Source organism: Halocalculus aciditolerans, assembly GCF_014647475.1.
Classification (GTDB): domain Archaea; phylum Halobacteriota; class Halobacteria; order Halobacteriales; family Halobacteriaceae; genus Halocalculus; species Halocalculus aciditolerans.
On sequence record NZ_BMPG01000004.1, the window covers coordinates 196,468 to 216,785 of the forward strand.

The window sequence follows — 20,318 nt, forward strand, 5'->3', positions numbered from 1 at the left end:
AGTTTCCACGCATAGTATTTATGGCCGAAATGTCCGAAGCGCAGTCGGTACACCTTTCCTTCGAAGACGGCGCTCGGGCGGTCGAACTGGCACGCGACTCGGTGGAGGCTTTCGTAAAGAACGGCCAGCGAGAGCATCCGGGGAGCATGCGTGACTCCTTCTATCACCGAACAGGCGCGTTCGTCCGACTCGAATCAACACGTGGCATGGGGCGACTCCGGGGCTGCGCTGGCGCGCAGGAGACCGCGAGCGAACTGGGGAGCGGAAACCAACAGTTGGGACACGCAATCGTCGAAGCCGCCATCAAGGCGGCGTCGGACGCGTCCTGCGGGTCGGAGGTCGAACCCGCCGAACTCTCGAACCTCCGCGTCTCCGTCTGCACCGTCTCGAACCTCCTTCTCACCGACGACCCCGTCGACGACCTCGAACTCGGTACGCACGGTATCGCCATCGACGGTCGCGGGAAGCACGGCTGGATGTACCCGACGATTCCCGTCGAGCAGAACTGGAGCGTCTTCGAGTATCTCGACCGAACGTGCCGGAAAGCCGACCTCCCGAACGGCGCGTGGGAGGACGACGACGTCATGGTCACGCTCTTCGAAGGACAGGTGTTCGCCGAGACGGAGCCGGAAGGCGACGTCGAGGAACTGAACTAACTACTCCGCAAAGCCGACTCGCGCTGCGTCTTCTGCGACCGTCGCCGCCGCCTCCTCCAGGTCGAACTCTCGGACGAGTTCGCCGTCGCGGATGAGCGGCCGGAGGAGTGACTCGCCGTTCGCCGGGCCCTGTCGGCCGGCGAGGCCGACGTGGTGGCCGCCGTCGGGCGTCCGATACACCGACTTCTTCCCGGAGAGCTTCCCGCGTTTCGCGCAGGGCTCGCCGTCGCGTTCGACGATGTCGAGCGCGAAGTCGAGCGGGTCGGCGTTGGAGACGTAGCCGCCGACGCCGAACCCCTCGACGGAGGGGGAGAGCGCGCGGAGGTCGTCGGGGCCGAGGCCGCCGGAGACGAAGACGCCGACGTCCTCGCGGCCGCGGGCGTCGAGCTCCCAGCGGACTTCGCGGACGATGTGCTCGAAGTTCCCGCGGCGGCTCGACGTCGTGTCGAGGCGGACGCTGTCGAGGTTCTCGCCGAGCGCGTCGACGGCGCGCAGAACCTCGTCCTTCTCGTCGGAGTAGGTGTCACAGAGCGCGACGCGCGGGACGTCCGCGGGGACGGCGTCGTCGAACGCCCGCCACGCGTCTTCCTGGTGGCCGTTGCCGAAGCATATCATGAGCGCGTGCGGCATCGTGCCGCTCGCGGGGTAGTCGAGGACGTCGCCGGCGGCGACGTGACTGATGCCGTCGAGGCCGGCGAGGAGGGCGGAGCGTTCGACCATCGCGGCGATGCTGGGGTGGACGTGGCGCGCGCCGAAGCTCAACACCTGGTCGTCGGGGGCGGCGCGCCGGACCTCGAGCGCGCGCGTCGCACAGCCGCTCGCGTGCGAGAGAAACCCGAGGAGGCTCGTCTCGTACTTCGCGAAATCCCGATAGTTCCCTTCGATGCGGAGGACGGGGCCGCCGTCGAAGAGCTGGCCTTCGGGGAGGGCGTCGACGTCGATGGGGAGGCCGGCGAGGAGGTGGGCGGCGTCTTTCACGCCGGCGAAGACGTCGAAGTCGCCGGTGGGGAACTGCTGGCGCGTCACTTCGGCGACGACGCGCGGGTTCACGCCCGCGTGGTCGAGAGTGGTCTCAGTGCGTTCGAAGTAGGCGTCCGTCGCTCGCCCCGTGCGAATCGCGCTCGGGGGGACGATGTCGAAGTCGGCGTCGCCGTCGGGCGTGCCCGTCGGGGCGTCCATACCCGACTCGTCGGCGGGGAGTGCCCTAAAGGCTACGAGGTCCGGGGGGTCACGTCGGCGTGCCCTGCCGGACGTCGTCGAGGTCGCTCGCCCGCGGCGCGTAGACGATGGTCGTCGTCGTTCCCGAGGTCTGGAGGAAGTACGCGCCGCGGAAGCCGCCGTCGGCAATCCGGTAGCGGGTGTTCGCGTCGTTCACGGTCTCGCCGCCCCAGTAGGCGAGGACGTTCCGGTAGCCGGACGCGAACGTCTGTGCGTCCCCGGGCGACTCCCACGTGACCCGCCAGACGTACGCCGTCTCGTCCGCCGCGTTCTGGTAGACGTAGAGCTTATCGCCCGTCCACCCGTCGGCGTAGCGGTTCGTGTAGTTGAACGGGTCGTCGCTCTGGACGTCGCCGTTCGGCTTGTAGTTGAGGAACGTCCGCGGTTTCACGACGCCGCCCTCCTTGGAGTCGTCGTAGGAGGGGTAGGCGACCATCGCGGTGATGCCGGCGACGCCGACTTCACCGTAGGGCGCGCGGCCGGGGACGGTGACGCGGTCCCACTCGCCGTCGCTCGTGTCCGCGAGCGAGACGTTCGTGTGACCGGCCTCGGGGTAGGTCTCGGGAAGCGCGACTTCCTTCGCGGTGTCCGGCGGGTCGCTGTAGGCGTCGTTCACGGCGTCCCAGCCGCCGGCGTCCTTGAGCGCGCCGACGAAGCCGGGGCCGTCGGAGTACGGGAAGTACTTCACGATGTAGACGCCGAGGTTCAGACTGCTCCCGCCGCTCCCGCTACTGCTCCCGCTCTTCGGTTCGGGCTTCACGCACTGCCACGCTTCGCCGCAGTACTCCTCGTAGCGGTTCTCGACGTAGCGCGCGTCGCCCTCGATGAGGCCGCTGTGAGCGTTCGAGGCGTCGCGGGTCGGGCTGGCGTACCCCATCTCGAAGTTCCGGAACTGGAGGGCGTGGTCGAGTTCGTGCGCGAGCGTGAGTTCGTCGATGACGGCGTTCTCGCCGTTCGTGACGATGACGATTTCGTCCTTCGACGGCGAGTAGAACCCGAGGACGCTGGAGCCCTGGTTGGACTGCTGGACGCTGAGGGAGTTCTCGTCCTGGCCGACGAGGAAGAGCGACTGGAACTTCGCGTTGTCGAACGCGAGGCGCGCCTCGGAGGGGCTGCCGCCGCCGTTCGACTGCTGGCGGTACTCCTCGCGCGTCATCACCTCGACGGGCACCTGCTTCTCGAACTCGATGTTGCGGATGTGTTCGTCGCGCGCCATCGCGCGGTTCACGACCGCCTGGAACTCGGACTCGTTCAGGCCGTCGTCGGTCGTGATGGCGAGCGATTCGTTGTACCAGTAGCCGGCCTCCCAGCCGAGCTGGTCGGTCGCGGGGTCGGGCGGGGCGTCCGCCGACCCGGCGAGCGGCTGCGTGACCGGCGTCCCCACGCAGCCCGCGAAGACGAGGAGGGCGGCCACGGCGAGGACGGAGCGTGTTCGCATAACCATCACTCCGGGCGCGTCCTTCAAAAAACCGTAACGTTCTGTGGCTGGCAGTCCAAGCCTCCGGTATGGAGACGGAGTTCGACCCGGCGGAGACGGCAGTTATCGTCGTGGACATGCAGAACGGCTTCTGTCACCCCGAAGGGAGCCTGTACGCGCCGCCGAGCGAGGACGCGCTCGACCCCGTGACGGGGCTCGTGGAGCGGGCGCGCGACGCCGGCGCGCGAATCGTCTACACGCGCGACGTCCACCCGGCGGGCCAGTTCGACGAGAACCACTACTACGACGAGTTCGACCGCTGGGGCGAGCACGTCGTCGAGGGGACGTGGGACGCCGAACTCCACGACGCCCTCGACGTCCGCGACGCCGACCACGTCGTCGAGAAGCACACCTACGACGCCTTCTACCAGACGGACCTCGAGGGGTATCTCGACAGCCACGGCGTGAACGACCTCCTCCTCTGCGGGACGCTCGCGAACGTCTGCGTCCTCCACACGGCGTCGTCGGCCGGCCTCCGAGATTACCGGCCGGTCCTCGTCGAGGACGCCGTCGGCTACATCGAGCGCGACCACAAGGAGTACGCGCTCGACCACGCCGACTGGCTGTTCGGCGACGTCACCGAGCGCGCGGGCGTCGCGTTCGCCTGACCGAGCGAGTGGAGAGGAAGAGAAGGGTCAGTCGAGCGTCAGTCGGACGTCGTCCCCGGGGGCGAGAGAGTGGTCGGGGCAGACGATTTTCGCGCCGAGCGCGTCGCGGGCGGCGAAGAGGGAGAGGCCGAGGACGTCGCGGCCGTTCGCGCGGACGTCGACGTCGCGCCAGTCGACCGTCCGCCGGTCGGCGTCGACAGTGCCGACAGTCGCGCCGAGGAGTGAGAGCGTCTCAGCGTCGCAGTCGTCGGTGAAGACGCCGCCGGGGTCGTAGTGGGGGAGGCCGCCGTCGAGCGGGACGCCCTCGTCGGTGGCGAGCGCGGCGAACGACCCGGGGTTCGGATGGCTCGGGGCGTCGAGGACGACGTACGTCTCGCCAGATTCGACGACGGTGCCGCGCCCGTCCCACGGGACGGGCGTGACGTCCACGGGGAGCGCGAACGGGAGCGAGCCGCTTGCGCGCGTCGGGTTCGCGTCGCGCGGCCGGAAGCCGACGTGGAGGTGGTCGGCGACCCACGGGCCGAAGAAGCCCGAGCGGACTGTGCGGCCGAGAGCGTCGCCGACGCGCACGCGGTCGCCGGCGGCGACGTCCGGATCGACGTGGAGGATGCGCGCGAGCCACTCGCCCGTGTCGACGACGACGAGGTGGTCGTGGTCGACGGCGTAGGGCTTCGGCGGGCATTTCACGCGGCGGGTCTCGACGACGTCGCCCGCGACCGGCGACGGCGCGGCCGACCCGGGGTCGTCGGGGTAGAGGTCGAGCGCGCAGCCCGCGTCGTGCGCGGGATACGGCGAGTTATACCGCGAGAACCGCGGGTACGACCGGAGCACGTCTGGGGAGAGGAACGGGCGAGCCGGCTCGCTCATACCTCGCGTTCCGTCCGCATCGACAAAGCCGAATCGGACGGAGTCGCTCGCACCGCTAGCGTTTACCTGCGCGGGGGAGAAGACGGTGGTATGTACGTGGTTCGGGGCGAGCGCGAGGGGGAGGGCGCGGACGAGGCGGGCCGGGCGGGCGTCGCGGAGCTGTTGGCGTTGGCGTCGTCGGGAGAGCCGGCGATTCGGGTGTGGCGGCCGGGGCGGTGCGTGGCGTTCGGGCGGCGGGACACGCGCGCGGCGGGGTACGAGGAGGCGAGGGCGCACGCGCGCGTCGAGGGGTTCGAGCCGGTGGAGCGGAGCGTCGGCGGGCGCGCGGTCGCCTACACGGCGTCGACGGTGGCGTTCGCGCGCGCCGACCCCGTCGAGGAGCTGCGGGCGGGGATGAACGAGCGGTACGCGCGGGCCACGTCGGCGGTGCAGCGCGCTCTCTGGCACCTCGGCGTCCCCGCCGAGCACGGCGAGCCGCCGGAGTCGTTCTGTCCGGGCGACCACAGCCTCCAGTACGAGGGAAAGCTCGTGGGGGTCGCACAGCGCGTGACGTCGGAGGCGGCGCTGGCGTCCGGCGTCCTCCTCGTCGACGACCGCGAGGAGATCTCGCACGTCCTCGACGGCGTGTATCGGGCGCTCGACGCGCCGTTCGACCCGGAAAGCGTCGGGACGGTGGCGGACGCGGGCGGGGAGACGGCGTGGGAGCGCGTGCGCGAGGAGTTGGAGTACTGCCTCGCGACGGCCGGCGCGGAGTAGAAGGTTCTTAGGCGCTCCCGCCCGGGCGTCCGGGTATGCGAGTTATTCGGAACGCGACGCTGGTGGACGGTCGCGTTCGCGACGTGCGGCTGAACGACGGCGGGCGCATCGACGCGGTCGCCCCCGAGTTAGATGGCGAGGACTGGCTGGACGCGGACGGCTACCGCCTCCTCCCGGGCGCGGTCGACGCGCACGTGCACTTTCGCGAGCCCGGGTTCTCCCACAAGGAGACGTGGGCGACGGGGAGTCGGTCGGCGGCCGCGGGCGGCGTGACGACCGTCGTCGACCAGCCGAACACGAGTCCGGCGACGACGGACGCGGCGTCCTTCGACGAGAAGGAGCGGTACGCCTCGGAGAGCCTCGTGGACTACGGCATCAACGGCGGCGTCACGGAGGCGTGGGACCCGGATTCGCTCTTCGAGCGGCCGCTGTTCGCGCTCGGCGAGGTCTTCCTCGCGGACTCCACTGGCGAGATGGGTATCGACGCCGAGCTGTTCGCGGAAGCGCTCGCTCGCGCGGCCGACGAGGACGTGCCCGTGACCGTGCACGCGGAGGACGCGGCGCTCTTCGAGGACGACGCGAAGGAGCGCGACGACGCGGACGCGTGGAGCGCCTATCGGACGGCGGAAGCCGAGGCAGTCGCGGTAGAGCGCGCCGTCGAAGTGGGCGAGGAGTCGGACGCGCAGGTCCACATCGCGCACACGAGCACGCCGGAGGGCGTCGACGCCGCGAGCGCGGGCGGCGCGACCTGCGAGGTGACGCCCCACCACCTCTTCCTCTCCCGCGACGACCTCAGCGAGCTGGGAACGTTCGGGCGGATGAACCCGCCCCTGAGAAGCGAGGAGCGACGGGAAGCCCTCTTCGAGCGCCTCGTCGACGGCACGGTGGACATCGTCGCGACCGACCACGCGCCGCACACGCGCGAGGAGAAGGACGCGGGCATCTGGGACGCTCCCAGTGGTGTGCCGGGCGTCGAGACGAGCCTCCCGCTCCTCCTCGCCGCCGTCGACGACGGACGGCTGACGTGGAGTCGCGTTCGCGACCTCACCGCCGCGAACCCCGCGCGCATCTTCGACCTCCCCGCGAAAGGCAAGGTCGAAGCCGGCCGCGACGCCGACCTCGTCCTCGTCGACCCCGAGGACCGAAGGGAGATTCGCGGCGACGACCTCCACTCGAAGTGCGAGTGGACGCCCTTCGAGGGGTTCGAAGGCGTCTTCCCGACGCTCACGCTCGTCCGCGGCGAAATCGCCTACGACGCTCGCGGCGACGACGAGACCTTCGGGAGTGGGGTCGGCCGGAACGTCGGGAGGTAACGCGGTTCGGAGCGAGCGCCAACGGCGCGAGCGAGAACCGCGAGACGGCGCGCGGGAGCGACCGAGAGGGAGCGACACGCGCGCCGCGCGACGTGCGGTGCGTGATTCGGAGCGAGCGCCAACGGCGCGAGCGAGCACGGTCGGAACGAGTTCCTCCCTGCTCGCACTCGCTGGCTCGCGGCGGTTCGAGACGGCGGAGCCGTCTTGTCATCACGAAAGACGCGATGCGTCTTTCGAACGACTCCGCCGCTCACGGCTCACTGCGCTCGCCGTTCGTGCGTTCGGCGAACCTTCGGTCCGCCTGCCACTCGCCCGTTTCGTCGCGCTCCGCGCGACGTGCCGCTCGCGCGAGAACCGCGAGACGGCGCGCGGGAGCGACCGAGAGGGAGCGACACGCGCGCCGCGCGACGTGCGGTACGTGATTCGGAGCGAGCGCCAACGGCGCGAGCGAGAATCACGAGGAGACGAGTGCGGGGGTGTGGGTGGGCGTGCTAGCCATCGGGGTTTTTCGGCGGGGGATCGTGGTCGGTGGTATGGCTGCTTCGGCGGTAGTGACGGCGCGGGCGGTGTACGATGTGGTGCAGGAGCGTCGGTTGACGCTGGTGGCGGGGGCGATTGCGTATGCGGCGTTCATGTCGCTCGTGCCGCTGTTGGCGCTGTCGGTGGTGGTGGCAGCGGCGGTGTCGGACGTCTCTGTGTCCGAGCAGGTGTTGCGGGTGCTGGGTGGGTCGTTGACGCCGAGCGGGGAGGCGGCGGTGGCGCAGGCGCTCGAAGGCGGTGTGGGGCGGGTGACGACGAGCGCGCTGGGCGGGGTGGTGTTGGTGTGGAGCGCGCTGAAGGTGTTTCGGAGTCTGAACGCGGCGTTCGCGAGTATCTACGGGCGGCAGGACGATACGTTCGTGTCGGCGGCGGTCGACGGGCTGGTGGCGCTGGGCGTGATGGCGGTCGCGTCGGCGCTGGTGGTGGGCGTGGGGTACGTGCTGGCGGCGGTGGTGGACCGCGTGCTGCTGGACGCGGTCGGGCCACTCCTCCTCGCCGGCGCGCTCGCGGTGGCGTTCCTCCCGCTCTACGTCTTCCTGCCGGATACGCCGACGACGCCGCGGGAGGGGCTGCCGGGGGCGGTGTTCGCGGGCGTGGGCTGGGTGGCGCTCGGCGTGCTGTTCAACGTCTACGTGGCGGTGACGGCGGCGACGGCGTCGGGCGTGCTCGGCGGCATCATCCTCCTGTTGACGTGGCTGTACGCGGCGGCGGTGATCGTGCTGCTAGGGGCGACGGTGAACGCGGTGCTCGCGGGGCACGTCGACGCCGCGGCCTGACGGCGATAGTTTAAACCGGGGGAGTCGCCTAGCTCGGTGCAATGAGAGTATCGGAGCTGTCGGGGCTCCCTGCGGGCGTGACGGAGCATTTCGCGTCCGAGGGGATCGAGGAGCTCTACCCGCCGCAGGCGGAGGCCGTGGAGGCCGGCGTGACGGACGGGGAGAGCGTGGTGGCGTCGGTGCCGACGGCGTCAGGGAAGACGTTCATCGCGGAGCTAGCGATGCTGTCGGCCATCGAGCGCGGCGGGACGGCGCTCTACATCGTGCCGCTGCGGGCGCTCGCCGGGGAGAAGGCCCGGGAGTTCGAGGCGTTCGAGGAGTTCGGGCTCTCGGTGGGCGTGACGACGGGGAACTACGAGAGCGAGGGCGACTGGCTGGGGAGCCGCGACATCATCGTGGCGACGTCGGAGAAGGTGGACTCGCTGGTGCGGAACGGCGCGGACTGGGTGGACGACCTCTCCTGTGTCGTCTCCGACGAGGTCCACCTCGTAGACGACCGGCACCGCGGGCCGACGCTCGAAGTCACCTTAGCGAAGCTCCGCCAGCGCGTCCCGGACTTGCAGGTCGTCGCGCTCTCCGCGACGGTGGGGAACGCGGACGAGCTCGCCGACTGGCTGGACGCCGCGCTCGTGGATTCGACGTGGCGGCCCATCGACCTGCGGACGGGCGTCCACTACGGGAGCGCGGCGCACTTCGACGACGGGAGTCAGCGAGAGCTCCCCGCTGATTCGGCGGGGAGTCAGACCGCGGCAGTGGTAGAGGAGACGCTGGACGAGGACGGGTCGACGCTGGTGTTCGTGAACTCGCGGCGGAACGCGGAGGCGGCGGCGCGCCGGCTCTCCGAGAACACGCGCGGCCACCTCACGACGGAGGAGCGGGAGGCGCTCGCCGACGTCGCCGACGAGATTCGGGACGTGAGCGATACCGATACCTCGTCCGACCTCGCGGACGCGGTGGAGCGCGGCGCGGCGTTCCACCACGCGGGTCTGGCGCGCGACCACCGGACGCTCGTCGAGGAGGCGTTCCGCGACCGGCTCGTGAAGGTCGTGGCGGCGACGCCGACGCTCGCCGCCGGCGTGAACACGCCGAGCAGGCGGGTCGTCGTGCGGGACTGGCGGCGGTACGACGGGACCGCGGGCGGGATGCAGCCGCTCGACGTCCTCGAAGTCCACCAGATGTTCGGGCGGGCGGGCCGCCCCGGCCTTGACCCCTACGGCGAAGCCCTCCTGCTCGCGAAGAACCACGACGAGATGGAGGAGCTCTTCGACCGCTACATCTACGCGGAGCCCGAGCCGGTGCGCTCGAAGCTCGCCGCGGAGCCCGCGCTCCGCACGCACGTGCTCGCCACAATCGCGACCGGGTTCGCGACGACCCGAGAGAGCCTCTTGGAGTTCCTCGACTCGACGCTCTACGCGTCGCAGACCGACGACTCAGACCGGCTCGCGGAGGTGACGGACGACGTCCTCGACTACCTCGTGGCGAACGACTTCGTGGAGCGCCACGGCGACGCGCTGTCGGCGACGAGCGCCGGCCACCTCGTCAGCCGGCTCTACATCGACCCGATGAGCGCCGCCGAGATCATCCACGGCCTCGAAGCCGAGGAGGAGCCGACGGCGCTCGGCCTCTACCACCTCGTCTCCCGCACGCCGGACATGTACGAGCTCTACTTGCGCTCCGGCGACCGGGAGGAATATACAGAGCTCGCGTACGAGCGCGAGGAGGAGTTCTGCGGGTCGATGCCGTCGGAGTTCGACGACAACGCCTTCGAGGACTGGCTGTCGGCGCTGAAGACGGCGAAGCTCCTCGAAGACTGGACGGAAGAGCTGGACGAGGACCGGCTCGCGGAGCAGTACGGCGTCGGTCCCGGAGACATCCGGGGGAAGGTGGAGACGGCGGAGTGGCTGCTCGGCGCGGCGGAGCGGCTCGCGGGCGACCTCGGGCTGGAGAACGCCATCGAGGTACGAAAAGCCCGCCAGCGCGTCGAGTACGGCGTTCGCGAGGAACTCCTTGACCTCGCGGGCGTGCGGAACGTCGGGCGGAAGCGCGCTCGGCGGCTCTACCGCGCGGGCATCGAGGACCGTACCGACCTCCGCGACGCGGAGAAGTCGACGGTGCTGGGTGCCGTGCGCGGGCGGCGGAAGACCGCCGAATCCATCCTGGAGAACGTCGGGCATCCGAACCCGTCGATGACCGATGTCGACGCCGACGACGACGCGGCGGCGGACACGGAAGCGGACGGGGAGCCGGAGGGACAGGCGACGTTCGGTGATTTCGGGTGAGCCGATGAGGGTCGTGGAAGGCGTCTTCGACGTCGCGGACGTGGACGCGTTCGTCGCCGAACTCGGCGACGTCGGCGCGGGGACGGACGCGGCGGTGCAGGCGTTCGACGCGCGGTACGTCGTCGACGAAGCCCACCTGGAGAGCGCGGTGGCGCACGCGGATCGAGCGTTCGAGCGCGGGGAGAACGTCGCGCGGGAACGCGCGGTCGAAATCCTCCTCTACGCCGCGGGCCGCCGCCAGATCTCACAGGCGCTCGCGATGGGCGTGAGCGAGGGCGAGACGCCCGCCGTCGTCGTTATCGACGGGGGTGAGCGAACCTCCGGTTCGCGAATCAGGGAGGAGCACAGCTCCGACCGTGGTGACGAGGACGCGGCAGCAGAGCGAGTCCGCGAACTCGACGCCTACGAGCCGGCCGAGACGCTCGGCGTCGCCGCCGACGAGGACCGAATCACCGACTTCTACGAGATTACGCCGGCCGAACGCGACGCCACGACCGCCGGACTGTCCGCGCTCGTTCGCGAGCGCGTTGCCCTCCTCGACGTCGAGAAATAGGGAGTACCGGGGCTTTCGGAGCCACCGACGCACCCGATGTCTCGCGCCGCGTGGACCACCGGACAGCCATCATTCTCTTCCGGGAGGCGTGAGAACGTCCGCGTATGCCGGACCGAGAGCGATCGCACACGGAGAAGATGGCGGCGAAAGAGGAGTCGCGCGCCGAACGTGTCGAGGAGACGCTGGAGGCCGTCGAGGCGACGGTCGGTCACGCGTCGTATCCGTCGAACACGGACGAGCTCCGCGCGGTCTACGCCGACCGGGAGAACGAGCTGCCGAACGAGACGGAGAGCCTCGCGGACGTCTTCGACCGGCTCGCCGACGACGAGTACGAGACGGAGGCGGAGGCCCGCGAGGCCATCCTCGGCGAGCTCACGGGGCCGGCCGGCGAGGAGCACGGCGACATCTCGGAGTACAACTCGGAGCGCGAGCTGGAAGAGCTCGCGGCCGAGAAACGCGACGAAGAGCCGTAGCGCGGCGCGGCGGTCACGCAGTGCGGCGCGACGACGCGCGACGCGTCGGCGAGAATCGCGTCGGCTGAGAAGAGGGGGATAGATGGTCGGCTGGTCGGTTCGTTACGCCTGCGTGGGCGTGGTCCAGTGCCGGTAGAGCGCGCCGCCGACGGCGAACGCGACCGCGGCGGCGGCGATAGCGACGACGGTGGTGCCGCCGAGGACGCCCCACTGGAAGAGGCCGACGGCGACGAAGACGGCCGCGCCGGCGGCCTGCACGAACGCCATCGGGAGGACGCGTTCGGCGGCCGTGCCGATGACGGCGTCGATGCCGGTGCGGAGAGCGAGGCCGAGCCACGCGCCGACGATGACGGCGACCGGGGAGTCCGGGAAGGTCGCGCCGAGGTTGATGGTGAGAATCTGGGTCTTGTCGCCGAACTCGGCGATGGCGATGGCGACGAAGGAGATGACGAAGGCTCCGGAGCCCTGAAGGCGGTCGTAGAGGTCGCCGGGGAAGATGCCGGCGAAGACGTCGCTGGCGACCGCTTCGCCGTCGCGTGTGTAGAGCGAGTACGCCTGAGCGCACGTCCAGAGGCCGACGAGGACGAAGAGCGCGCCCGTGAGGAGCGGGGTGACGCCGCCGGGGAGCGCCCCGAGAACGGCAGACCCGACCGAGACTTCGACGACGTTCCAAGCGGCGAACGCGGTGACCGCGCCGAGGAAGACGCGTTTCGCGTCGTAGATGGTCGCGAGCGTGATGACGGCGAGCTGGCCCTTGTCGCCGAAGGTCGCGAGGAAGTTCGTCACGAACGCGGTGACCGCCGGCCCGAAGTGGTCGTACTGGTCGATGAGGCCGCTGATGCCGCTGGCGTCGAGCGGGACCGGAGCGACCACGCTACGCGGCCCCCGTCACGCGGTCGCTCGGCGCGGCCGCTCCCCGGATCGCGGCCGGGAGCCGAGGCGTCCGTGATGGCTGTGCGTCGACTCGCCGAGCGACGGAACGCCGCGGCCGCCGCCCCGTCGCGTTCTCAGACATCGTTATCACGAGTTAGCCACGTCTAAACTTTATGTTTGGCGGTAGTGGTGTCAGGACGGATGGCGAAAGTTATGCCGGTGGCGACCATTCTGTCGCGTATGCGTCGACGCGACTACTTACGCGCGAGCGGCCTCGCAGCGACCACCGCATTGCTCGCAGGCTGCGGCGGCGGGGGCGGAAACGTCGAGACCTACGACGTCGCCGGCGGCGCGAACACCCAAACCATCGAAGTCGAGATGACGTCCTCCGGCGGCCAGATATTCGACCCGCACGTCGTCTGGATCCAACAGGGCGGCACGGTCACCTTCAACAACACCGTCGGTTCACACACCACCACCTCCTACTCCGCTGACAACGACAAGCCCCAGCGCATCCCCGACGACGCCGACGGCTGGGACTCCGGCACCCTCACCAGCGGCACCTTCGACCACACCTTCGACGTCGAAGGCGTCTACGACTACTACTGCATCCCCCACGAATCCATGGGCATGCTCGGTTCCGTCATCGTCGGCAACCCCGACCCCGACGGCCAGCCCGCCCTCGCCGACCCACAGGACAGCCTCCCCGGCGGCGCGGCGACCGAACTCCGCGCCCTCAACAAGACCGTCGAAGAAGCACTCACCAGCGGGTCGAGCGGCGCACGGAACAACTCCAACGCCGACTAAGGGGCAAGGAACCGCCACGACTCCGGCGTCGACGGCCGACACGACGACGACGGAGTTCGGAACGCGATTTCCCAGGGTTATCCGGAATCAGTCGTAGCTCGCGGTCAAGTGGAGAGACGTCTCTGTCGAAGTGTGAGAATGGAAGAATAGTTCCACCAGGATTCGAACCTGGGTCGTTGCCCCCAGAAGGCAACAGGATTGGCCACTACCCCATGGAACTGTGTGGTCGCTGTCGGCGACTTCTGCTTCGCATCCCACCGTAGACTACGGCCGGATATGAGTCTTGCGGACCACGACCGATAGAGAACGAGGTGTCGCGACGGTCGTTCTCGTCGTTCGGGCGTGGTGTGGGAAAACCGCCGTGGCTCGGGAGTGTCGAGTTGGGAATGTGCGAGAAGGAGAACGTCGGCGTCGAGGCGAGTCGGTGGGTTTCGTATCCCTCAGTGGGCGTCCGGAGTCCTCGGGAGGCCACTGGGGCGGGTGTCGAGTGGAGGCTGAAGTGGACGATATCGGACGACCCGTCGGGGGTTCCAGTCGAAACGGAGGGGTTCGGCCGAACGTGCCTAAATCACCAGTTATTTCTCCGTAGTTTACCCACATCTGTGTATGTACGTTGGGCGGTTCGTGGTCGTCGGTCCGGGCATCGGTGCGTATCGAGTGTCGTCGCGCTCGTTCCCGAACCGAGAGGTCGTGGAGCGCGACGGGATGTTGACGGTCGTGCCGACGGCGGACGCGGAGCCGACGGACAACCCCTACGTCTCCTACAACTGCCTGCGGCCCGCGGACGCGGGAGCGGTGGTGGGGAACGGCTCGCACGTCGACCCGGTCGCGGAGAAAGTCGAGCGGGGGTATCCGGCGCGGGACGCGCTCGCGGAGGCCCTGCTGGCGATGGACTACGAGAAGGACGACTACGACACGCCGAGAGTCGCCGGCGTCGTCGAGGCGGAGACGGCGACCATCGGCGTGGTCCGGAGGGACGCGTTGCTCGTCGAGGAGGTTTCGGAGCCGACGCTCGTCGCGACCTACGAGAAGAACGCGCCGACGCCGTTCGCGCTGGACGCCGTGAGTGCGAGCGAGGCGGCGCGCGACGTCTACGAGGCGGATTTCGAGCACGCGGTCTGCGCGGCGGGCGTCACCGTCGACGGCGGCGGCGTGACGTCCGCGGTCTACAACGGCTAACCAAGCTTTAGGCGGCCGGCGGTCCGTGTTCTCCGTATGCGAATCGGTGTGATTTCCGACGTCCACGCGAACCTCGTGGCGCTGGAGGCGGTGCTCTCGGATATGCCCGCGGTGGACGAGCTCGTCTGCGCGGGCGACGTCGTCGGCTACAACCCGTGGCCGGCCGAGTGCGTCGAGCGCGTCCGCGAGGAAGCGGCAGCGTGCGTGATGGGGAACCACGACCGGAAGGTCGCGCTCGGCGAGAACTACCGCGCGAACGAGATGGCGCGCGCCGGCATCGGCCTCGCGCAGCGAGCGCTCTCCGCCGAACAGCTGGAGTGGCTGCGCGCGCTCCCCGAGAAGACCCGCGCCGCCGACGGCCGCGTGAAAATCGTCCACGGCCACCCCGCCGACCCCGACCGCTACACGTATCCCGAACTGTTCGGTCAGGACCTCCTCGGCGACGAGGACGTCCTCGTCATGGGGCACACGCACGTCCAACACCACGAGGTCTACGACGCGGGCATCGCGCTGAACCCGGGGAGCGTCGGCCAGCCCCGCGACGGCGACCCCCGCGCCGCCTACGCCGTCGTCGACCTCGAGAACATGGACGTCACAGAGCACCGCGTCGACTACGACATCGACGCCGTCGCCGACGCCGTCAGCGACGCCGGACTCCCGAAGGACACCGGCGAACGCCTCCGACAGGGGAAGTAGTCGGAGACCGCGACCGGACAGCCGCCGAGTGTCGGCAGGCGAGACAGCCGCTACGGAGGGCGGGTCATCGAAAGGGGTTCTCGCGAGGGCCGGAGTCCACGCGAGCAAAGCGAGTGTGGGCAAGGAGGAGCTTGCCTCCGACTGAGGGCGAGTGAGAGCAAGCGGGGCGATGCACGTCCCGCCACGGCGGCCTCTCGCGTGTCTCCGAGCGACCCCTATCCTGAGCGCTAGCGAAGGATACGTCGCTCAGAGCGCGCGAGAGGTCGCGGGCGTTCGGAAACGCCGGAGACGACGTCTCCGGTAGTAGGTCGAGCGGCGGAGGATTAGGGAAGAACGACTATGCCAGCGGCTCCAAGCGTGCGGAGAAGTGGCGGAGTTCGGGGACGCTCGGCTCGCTCACGACGCGGTAGCCCGTGAGTTCGTCGGCGCGGTCGGCGACGGCGGCGGCGGTGTCGACGACGTGTCGGATGTCCTCGGCGCTGTAGGTGCGGCGGGGGAGGGCGAGGCGGACGAGGTCGGGACGATCAGTATCGGGGAAGGCGAAGCTCCCGAGTTCGACGCCGCGGACGCCGCCTTCCTCGTAGAGGGCGCAGACGAGGGCTTGACCGGGGAACTCTGAACTCTCGATGTGGGGGAGGAGGGCGTTGGCGTCGAGGTAGACGGCGTGGCCGCCGGGCGGCCAGTAGATGGGGACGCCGGCGTCGTCGAGTGCTTCGCCGAGCTCTCGTACTTGTTCGACGCGTGCGGTGACGTAGTGGTCGGTGACAGCCTCTCGAAGACCGACGGCGAAGGCTTCGAGGTCGCGGCCGGCCATCCCGCCGTAGCTCGTAAAGCCCTCGTAGAGGATGCCGCGCTGGCGGCAGGCGTCGTAGAGGGCGTCGAGGTCGGGGGTGTCGCGGACGGCGACGAACCCGCCGATGTTCGTGAGGCCGTCCTTCTTCCCGGACATGACGACGGCGTCGGCGTAGGAGAGTTCCTCGCGGGCGATGGCGGCGACGCTCTCCCCTTCGAACTCTGGTTCGCGCTGCTGGACGAAAGCGGCGTTCTCGGCGAACCGGCAGGCGTCGATGACGAAGGTGGCGTCGATTTCGTCGGCGAACGCGCGGGTCTCGCGGAGGTTCGCGACGGAGACGGGCTGGCCGGCGGTCGAGTTGTTCGTGATGGTGACGACGACGGCGGGAATGTTTTCGGGGCCGACGTCGTCGGCGACGTCGCGGGCGGCGTCGACGTCGAAGTTCCCCTTGAAGGGGTGTTCGGAGTCGAAGTCGCCTGCTTCCTCGGTGGGGCAGTCGACGGGGTCGGCACCGTTCGCCGCGATGTGGGCGCGCGTCGTGTCGAAGTGCGCGTTGTTGAGGACGGTGTCGCCCTCGGCGACCAGCGAGCCGTAGAGGACGTTCTCCGCGCCGCGGCCCTGGTGGGCGGGGACGATTCGACTGAACCCCATCGTCTCCTCGACGGCCTCCCGGAGGTGGTCGAAGCTGGACGCGCCGGCGTAGGCTTCGTCGCCGAGGAGGAGGGCCGCCCACTGCTCGCTGCTCATCGTCCCCGTTCCGGAGTCGGTGAGGAGGTCGACGAAGACCCGGTCCGAGGGGAGGTTGAAGACGTTGTAGCCCGCCTCGCTGAGGGCGCGTTCGCGTTCCTCGGGAGGCACGAGTCGGGTCGGTTCGACCATCTTCGCACGGTAGCCACGCATACTGTCTACGAGGCGTGAAATCGTGAAAGCTCCTCCTGAGACGGGGTGTACGCGGCTGTGCAGAACCTCGGGGTAGTGTACAGAAGTGGCCGACGGCGGAGGTTACTGGGAGAAGTGGTTCTGGAGGATTTCGAGGGTCTCCTCGCGGTCCTCCCAGTCGACGAAGATGGCGACGGACGTCGCGGACGTGATGACGTCGTGGATGTTGATGCCGGCGTCGCTGATGGGTTCGACGATGCCGTGGATGACGCCGGGCTGGTTGGGGAGTTCGCCGCCGAGGACGCGGAGGACGGCGACGTCGTCCGTGACCGTGACGGAGGAGAGGATGTCGTTCTCGATGACGGCCTGGTGGACGATGTTCTCGGCGCGCTCGGCGACGCTGTCGTCGACGTAGAACGTCATGGAGTCCATGCCGGAGGCGATGGCGTCGAGGTTGATGTCGGCATCCGAGAGCGCGGTGGTGAGGCGAGACGCGATACCCGGGGAGTTCCGGATGGCGCGGCCGGCGACGGTGAGGCAGGCCATCGGCGTGTCCCGCATGTCGATCATGTTCTCGAAGGTGCCTTCGATGTTCGTGCCGCCCGTGAGGAGGTCGCCGTGCTGGTAGTGAATGACGCGGACGTCGAGGCTGTCGTCCTTGTAAGAGAGCGCGCTCGGAGCGACGACTTCCGCGCCGCGGAAGGAGAGGCTGCGGAGTTCGTCGACGGTGATCTCGCCGACGTTCCGCGCGCCTTCGACGACGTGGGGGTCGCCGGTCATGATGCCTTCGACGTCGGTGACGATGACGACTTCGTCGGCGTCCATGTAGCGGCCGAGCATCACGGCGGTCGTGTCGCTGCCGCCGCGGCCGAGCGTGGTGACGTTCCCGTCGAGGTCTTCGGCGAGGAAGCCGGTGATGACGGGGACGGTGCCGTCGAGTTTCTTCGCGAGCGCCTGCGCGCGCTTCCGGGTTTCCTCGACGTCGACCTCGCCGCGGGAGTTGGTGACGACGGGCCAGTCGGGGTGGCCGGGTTCGATGAAGGTGGCGTCGACGTCGCGCGCGGCGAGCGCGGCCTTGAGCATCCGGACGCTCGTTCGCTCGCCCATCGAGACGATTTCGGCGCGGTCCTCGTCTTCGGCTTCGAACGTGATGGAGTCGAGGAGGTCGTCGGTCGTCGAGCCCATGGCGGACGCGACGACGGCGATTTCGTTCCCGGCGGCGACGACGTCGGCGATGGAGTCGGCGGCGCGCTCGATCCGTTCGCCGCTCCCGAGGCTCGTTCCGCCGAACTTCGCGACTACGCGCATCGATTCCTCCGCGGCGTGCGAATACGATTCATGGCGTGACGTAGCGGCGAGGCAAGCAAAACGTTATCCCTCCATGCGAAAACGGACGGTGTCTTCGGCTCCCGGGGGCTTAACCACGCGCGCGGCCTCTCTCGGGGTATGGAGGAGATGGAGGTCCGTGAGGCCACGCCGGCGGACGTCGACGCGATATGCGCGCTCCTCGACGCGCCGACGCGCGCCACAGAGCGCCTGCTCGCCGAGCGGTCGGTCGTCGTCGGAGAGGCAGATGTCGAGGCGAACGCGTCAGCCGCCGAGGACGACCGGCAGATTGTGGGCGTGTGTGCGTTCGACTACTGGGACGATGCGGTGCAGGTGACGCGGCTCGCGTCCGAAACCGGGGCGGTCGACGCGCTCCTCGCGCCGGCACTCGAGCGAGCGGCGGCGGCGGGCGTGCCGGTCGAGGTGCTCGTCGTCGACGGCGGTTTAGTCGAAGCGCTCCGCGCGGCGGGGTTCGAGGAAACGGAGGGCGGCCCGCGGTTCGAGGGTCGCGTCACTCGAGTGTTCCGGCAAGAACCGTAGTTCCACGCGAAACGAAGGGGTCGCGGGAAGCGTGAGGAGTTAGCAGACGGGTTTCGGGTTCACGCCGAGTGACTCCAGCTGTTCGGTGTACTCGTCGTAGGCCGCCTGGATAACGGTGGAGGCCGCGTCGAGCGCGCGTTCGACGTCCGCGTCGTCCTCGCAGACGGCGTCGAGGAGGTCGTCGATTCGGTCGCGCTGGCCGTCGAGGTCGTCGCGGAGCCCGCGGAACAGCTGGGCGGTCTGCGGGTCGGCCTGTCCGACGAAGAACCCGACGTACTGCTCTTTGGACTTATCCGTCGCTTCGAGGCGGCCGACGTAGCCGCCGACGCGCTCGACGGGATCGGTGAGGTCGCGGAGCGCGGCCTGCATCGCCGACACCGCATCGCCCGGCTCGTGGTCGTCGAGTTCGCCCGCGACCGTCTCGTAGTGTTCGCGTTCTTCCTCCGCCGTCGCCGTGTAGACGCCCGCGGGAACGCCCTCGCTCGTCGCCGCCCACTGTTCGAACGTCTCCGCGGCCGCGCGCTCCGCGTCCGCCGCCGCGTGCAGCACGTCCTCCGTGTCCATCTCGCCGCCCGTCGCCGCGTACAGCGACTTCGACGACCCCAGTCGACTCAGCGCCGTCTCGTTCGCCTCGCGCACGTGCTCCGTGAACTCTGACGCGTCCATACCCGCATCCTCGCCCCCCACGGGCTAATAGCCAGCGGACGCCGAGAGCCGGTCACGCCGTCGCGGGTTTTATAGAGGGAGGCGGCGAGGAAGTGGATAATGAAGGTCCTACTGGGCATCGGGGGGACGGACGATTCGCTCGACGCGCTGGAACGCACGGTCGAACGCGCGGTACAGGCGAACGACGAACTGACGGTCGCGATTCTCGAGAACCCGGAGAGCCCGCGGGACGCCCACGAGGTCGAGGAGTACGCGCTCGACGTCCTGCTCGACGCGGGGCTGGACGCGGACATCCGGCACGTCGCCGGCGACCCCGGGAGCGAACTCGTTCGCATCGCCGAGGAGGACGACTTCGACCAGATCGCGCTCGGCGGCGGTGAACGCAGCCCGATGGGGAAGATACGGCTCGGCCACGTCGCCGAGTTCGTGCTCCTGAACTCGCGGGTGTCGGTGACACTCGTCCGATGATCGGGAACCGACGGTATCCGGACGCGGTCGCGGGGCCGTTCCCGGAGCCGCCGGTCGAATTCGACGACGGCGACGGCCGGCCGATCGAGATTCGCGCCGCGGCAGAAGGAGACGACGTGTTCGAGGCCCTGGTGGCGATGTACGACGATTTCGACCCGGCGGACCGCGCGCAGGGGTTGCCGCCGCTCCGCGAGGACCGCGTGCGGGGCTGGCTGGAGACCCTGCTGGACGGTGAGGCGCTGAACGTCGTGGCGTGGCACGACGAGCAGGCGGCGGGGCACGCGACGCTCGTACCGGACGGGAGCGGGGCGTCCGAACTCGCCATCTTCGTCCACCAAGACTACCAGGGGGCGGGCGTCGGGTCGAACCTCATCGCCGGCCTCCTCGGGTACGGCGCGGCGAACGGCGTGGAGAAGGTCTGGCTCACGGTCGAGCGGTGGAACCGACCGGCGGTCGCGCTCTACGAGAAAGTCGGGTTCGAGACCGCGGAAGCCGAATCCTTCGAGCTGGAGATGACGCTCCGACTCGCGGAGAGCGACGACGAGAACGAAGAGTAGCCGAGCAGGAACGCGGAG

The 20,318-nt window shown here is 69.5% G+C and carries 21 protein-coding genes and 1 tRNA gene; 14 read left to right on the top strand and 8 right to left on the bottom strand.

Annotated features, from left to right (window positions below):
• The first annotated feature begins 29 nt into the window (after window positions 1-29).
• Entirely contained in the window at window positions 30-656 is a 627-nt protein-coding gene (locus IEY26_RS14635; protein WP_188980338.1) for a TIGR00296 family protein, read from the top strand.
• On the opposite strand, the gene IEY26_RS14640 is transcribed toward IEY26_RS14635, so the two are convergent.
• Together IEY26_RS14640 and IEY26_RS14645 are read right to left on the bottom strand one after the other, a co-directional pair.
• Window positions 657-1,835 (bottom strand): nicotinate phosphoribosyltransferase, encoded by a 1,179-nt coding sequence (locus tag IEY26_RS14640; protein ID WP_188980253.1) that lies wholly within the window; start codon window positions 1,833-1,835, stop codon window positions 657-659. It lies immediately after the preceding gene.
• Window positions 1,836-1,884: 49 nt separating this feature from the next.
• On the bottom strand, window positions 1,885-3,312 hold the full coding sequence (locus IEY26_RS14645; RefSeq protein WP_188980256.1) for an Hvo_1808 family surface protein: 1,428 nt from the start codon (window positions 3,310-3,312) through the stop codon (window positions 1,885-1,887).
• Window positions 3,313-3,380: 68 nt separating this feature from the next.
• On the opposite strand from IEY26_RS14645, the gene IEY26_RS14650 reads away from it, so the two are divergent.
• Window positions 3,381-3,959: a cysteine hydrolase family protein gene (locus IEY26_RS14650; protein WP_188980258.1), complete on the top strand. Its 579-nt coding sequence runs from the start codon at window positions 3,381-3,383 to the stop codon at window positions 3,957-3,959.
• Window positions 3,960-3,986: 27 nt separating this feature from the next.
• Here the strand turns inward: IEY26_RS14650 and IEY26_RS14655 are convergent, their stop codons facing one another.
• Window positions 3,987-4,826 (bottom strand): hypothetical protein, encoded by an 840-nt coding sequence (locus tag IEY26_RS14655; protein WP_188980260.1) that lies wholly within the window; start codon window positions 4,824-4,826, stop codon window positions 3,987-3,989.
• Between the two features lie 90 nt (window positions 4,827-4,916).
• Between IEY26_RS14655 and IEY26_RS14660 the strand changes: the two genes are divergently transcribed.
• The 6 genes from IEY26_RS14660 (at window position 4,917) to IEY26_RS14685 (ending at window position 11,516) form a co-directional block, all read left to right on the top strand.
• Window positions 4,917-5,582 (top strand): lipoate--protein ligase family protein, encoded by a 666-nt coding sequence (locus IEY26_RS14660; protein ID WP_229774156.1) that lies wholly within the window; start codon window positions 4,917-4,919, stop codon window positions 5,580-5,582.
• 35 nt (window positions 5,583-5,617) lie between these two features.
• Entirely contained in the window at window positions 5,618-6,895 is a 1,278-nt protein-coding gene (locus tag IEY26_RS14665) for a dihydroorotase (RefSeq protein ID WP_188980262.1), read from the top strand.
• A gap of 533 nt (window positions 6,896-7,428) precedes the next feature.
• Entirely contained in the window at window positions 7,429-8,211 is a 783-nt protein-coding gene (locus IEY26_RS14670; RefSeq protein ID WP_188980264.1) for a YihY/virulence factor BrkB family protein, read from the top strand.
• 41 nt (window positions 8,212-8,252) lie between these two features.
• Window positions 8,253-10,490, top strand: a complete 2,238-nt coding sequence (locus tag IEY26_RS14675) for an ATP-dependent DNA helicase (RefSeq protein ID WP_188980266.1) — start codon at window positions 8,253-8,255, stop codon at window positions 10,488-10,490.
• 4 nt (window positions 10,491-10,494) lie between these two features.
• A complete protein-coding gene (gene cgi121 / locus IEY26_RS14680) occupies window positions 10,495-11,043 on the top strand; it encodes a KEOPS complex subunit Cgi121 (RefSeq protein ID WP_188980268.1) in 549 nt (182 codons plus the stop codon).
• A gap of 104 nt (window positions 11,044-11,147) precedes the next feature.
• Window positions 11,148-11,516, top strand: coding sequence for a DUF5789 family protein (locus IEY26_RS14685; RefSeq protein WP_188980270.1), 369 nt, complete (start codon window positions 11,148-11,150; stop codon window positions 11,514-11,516).
• Window positions 11,517-11,618: 102 nt separating this feature from the next.
• Here the strand turns inward: IEY26_RS14685 and IEY26_RS14690 are convergent, their stop codons facing one another.
• Window positions 11,619-12,389, bottom strand: a complete 771-nt coding sequence (locus tag IEY26_RS14690; protein ID WP_188980272.1) for a TMEM165/GDT1 family protein — start codon at window positions 12,387-12,389, stop codon at window positions 11,619-11,621.
• Window positions 12,390-12,629: 240 nt separating this feature from the next.
• On the opposite strand from IEY26_RS14690, the gene IEY26_RS14695 reads away from it, so the two are divergent.
• Window positions 12,630-13,196, top strand: a complete 567-nt coding sequence (locus tag IEY26_RS14695) for a plastocyanin/azurin family copper-binding protein (protein WP_229774157.1) — start codon at window positions 12,630-12,632, stop codon at window positions 13,194-13,196.
• 147 nt (window positions 13,197-13,343) lie between these two features.
• Here the strand turns inward: IEY26_RS14695 and IEY26_RS14700 are convergent.
• Window positions 13,344-13,416: transfer RNA gene (locus IEY26_RS14700), tRNA-Gln, on the bottom strand.
• Window positions 13,417-13,802: 386 nt separating this feature from the next.
• Here IEY26_RS14700 and IEY26_RS14705 point away from each other — a divergent pair.
• Together IEY26_RS14705 and IEY26_RS14710 are read left to right on the top strand one after the other, a co-directional pair.
• Entirely contained in the window at window positions 13,803-14,375 is a 573-nt protein-coding gene (locus IEY26_RS14705; protein ID WP_188980275.1) for an IMP cyclohydrolase, read from the top strand.
• Window positions 14,376-14,411: 36 nt separating this feature from the next.
• On the top strand, window positions 14,412-15,071 hold the full coding sequence (locus tag IEY26_RS14710) for a metallophosphoesterase family protein (protein WP_188980277.1): 660 nt from the start codon (window positions 14,412-14,414) through the stop codon (window positions 15,069-15,071).
• A gap of 337 nt (window positions 15,072-15,408) precedes the next feature.
• On the opposite strand, the gene IEY26_RS14715 is transcribed toward IEY26_RS14710, so the two are convergent.
• Together IEY26_RS14715 and IEY26_RS14720 are read right to left on the bottom strand one after the other, a co-directional pair.
• On the bottom strand, window positions 15,409-16,764 hold the full coding sequence (locus tag IEY26_RS14715; protein WP_188980279.1) for a tryptophanase: 1,356 nt from the start codon (window positions 16,762-16,764) through the stop codon (window positions 15,409-15,411).
• A gap of 102 nt (window positions 16,765-16,866) precedes the next feature.
• The gene (locus tag IEY26_RS14720) at window positions 16,867-18,051 is read right to left on the bottom strand and encodes an aspartate kinase (RefSeq protein WP_188980281.1); all 1,185 of its coding nucleotides are present in this window, start codon (window positions 18,049-18,051) and stop codon (window positions 16,867-16,869) included.
• Between the two features lie 138 nt (window positions 18,052-18,189).
• Between IEY26_RS14720 and IEY26_RS14725 the strand changes: the two genes are divergently transcribed.
• Window positions 18,190-18,609, top strand: coding sequence for a GNAT family N-acetyltransferase (locus IEY26_RS14725; protein WP_188980283.1), 420 nt, complete (start codon window positions 18,190-18,192; stop codon window positions 18,607-18,609).
• A gap of 39 nt (window positions 18,610-18,648) precedes the next feature.
• Here the strand turns inward: IEY26_RS14725 and IEY26_RS14730 are convergent, their stop codons facing one another.
• Complete coding sequence (locus IEY26_RS14730) at window positions 18,649-19,275, bottom strand: rubrerythrin family protein (RefSeq protein ID WP_188980285.1); 627 nt, start codon at window positions 19,273-19,275, stop codon at window positions 18,649-18,651.
• Between the two features lie 99 nt (window positions 19,276-19,374).
• On the opposite strand from IEY26_RS14730, the gene IEY26_RS14735 reads away from it, so the two are divergent.
• Both IEY26_RS14735 and IEY26_RS14740 read left to right on the top strand, forming a co-directional pair.
• Window positions 19,375-19,743, top strand: coding sequence for a universal stress protein (locus tag IEY26_RS14735; protein ID WP_188980287.1), 369 nt, complete (start codon window positions 19,375-19,377; stop codon window positions 19,741-19,743).
• On the top strand, window positions 19,740-20,300 hold the full coding sequence (locus IEY26_RS14740; RefSeq protein WP_188980289.1) for a GNAT family N-acetyltransferase: 561 nt from the start codon (window positions 19,740-19,742) through the stop codon (window positions 20,298-20,300). The genes IEY26_RS14735 and IEY26_RS14740 overlap by 4 nt, the downstream gene beginning before the upstream one ends.
• Window positions 20,301-20,318: the final 18 nt, after the last annotated feature.

What these genes read in the sequence shown, in the direction of transcription:
- IEY26_RS14705 (WP_188980275.1), top strand. Translation starts at nt 13,803, where the DNA reads ATGTACGTTGGGCGGTTCGTGGTCGTCGGTCCGGGCATCGGTGCGTAT.
- cgi121 (WP_188980268.1), top strand. Translation starts at nt 10,495, where the DNA reads ATGAGGGTCGTGGAAGGCGTCTTCGACGTCGCGGACGTGGACGCGTTC.
- IEY26_RS14645 (WP_188980256.1), bottom strand. Translation starts at nt 3,312, where the DNA reads ATGCGAACACGCTCCGTCCTCGCCGTGGCCGCCCTCCTCGTCTTCGCG.
- IEY26_RS14685 (WP_188980270.1), top strand. Translation starts at nt 11,148, where the DNA reads ATGCCGGACCGAGAGCGATCGCACACGGAGAAGATGGCGGCGAAAGAG.
- IEY26_RS14735 (WP_188980287.1), top strand. Translation starts at nt 19,375, where the DNA reads ATGAAGGTCCTACTGGGCATCGGGGGGACGGACGATTCGCTCGACGCG.
- IEY26_RS14740 (WP_188980289.1), top strand. Translation starts at nt 19,740, where the DNA reads ATGATCGGGAACCGACGGTATCCGGACGCGGTCGCGGGGCCGTTCCCG.
- IEY26_RS14725 (WP_188980283.1), top strand. Translation starts at nt 18,190, where the DNA reads ATGGAGGAGATGGAGGTCCGTGAGGCCACGCCGGCGGACGTCGACGCG.
- IEY26_RS14720 (WP_188980281.1), bottom strand. Translation starts at nt 18,051, where the DNA reads ATGCGCGTAGTCGCGAAGTTCGGCGGAACGAGCCTCGGGAGCGGCGAA.
- IEY26_RS14640 (WP_188980253.1), bottom strand. Translation starts at nt 1,835, where the DNA reads ATGGACGCCCCGACGGGCACGCCCGACGGCGACGCCGACTTCGACATC.
- IEY26_RS14670 (WP_188980264.1), top strand. Translation starts at nt 7,429, where the DNA reads ATGGCTGCTTCGGCGGTAGTGACGGCGCGGGCGGTGTACGATGTGGTG.
- IEY26_RS14660 (WP_229774156.1), top strand. Translation starts at nt 4,917, where the DNA reads ATGTACGTGGTTCGGGGCGAGCGCGAGGGGGAGGGCGCGGACGAGGCG.
- IEY26_RS14715 (WP_188980279.1), bottom strand. Translation starts at nt 16,764, where the DNA reads ATGCGTGGCTACCGTGCGAAGATGGTCGAACCGACCCGACTCGTGCCT.
- IEY26_RS14710 (WP_188980277.1), top strand. Translation starts at nt 14,412, where the DNA reads ATGCGAATCGGTGTGATTTCCGACGTCCACGCGAACCTCGTGGCGCTG.
- IEY26_RS14730 (WP_188980285.1), bottom strand. Translation starts at nt 19,275, where the DNA reads ATGGACGCGTCAGAGTTCACGGAGCACGTGCGCGAGGCGAACGAGACG.
- IEY26_RS14675 (WP_188980266.1), top strand. Translation starts at nt 8,253, where the DNA reads ATGAGAGTATCGGAGCTGTCGGGGCTCCCTGCGGGCGTGACGGAGCAT.
- IEY26_RS14655 (WP_188980260.1), bottom strand. Translation starts at nt 4,826, where the DNA reads ATGAGCGAGCCGGCTCGCCCGTTCCTCTCCCCAGACGTGCTCCGGTCG.
- IEY26_RS14650 (WP_188980258.1), top strand. Translation starts at nt 3,381, where the DNA reads ATGGAGACGGAGTTCGACCCGGCGGAGACGGCAGTTATCGTCGTGGAC.
- IEY26_RS14665 (WP_188980262.1), top strand. Translation starts at nt 5,618, where the DNA reads ATGCGAGTTATTCGGAACGCGACGCTGGTGGACGGTCGCGTTCGCGAC.
- IEY26_RS14695 (WP_229774157.1), top strand. Translation starts at nt 12,630, where the DNA reads ATGCGTCGACGCGACTACTTACGCGCGAGCGGCCTCGCAGCGACCACC.
- IEY26_RS14635 (WP_188980338.1), top strand. Translation starts at nt 30, where the DNA reads ATGTCCGAAGCGCAGTCGGTACACCTTTCCTTCGAAGACGGCGCTCGG.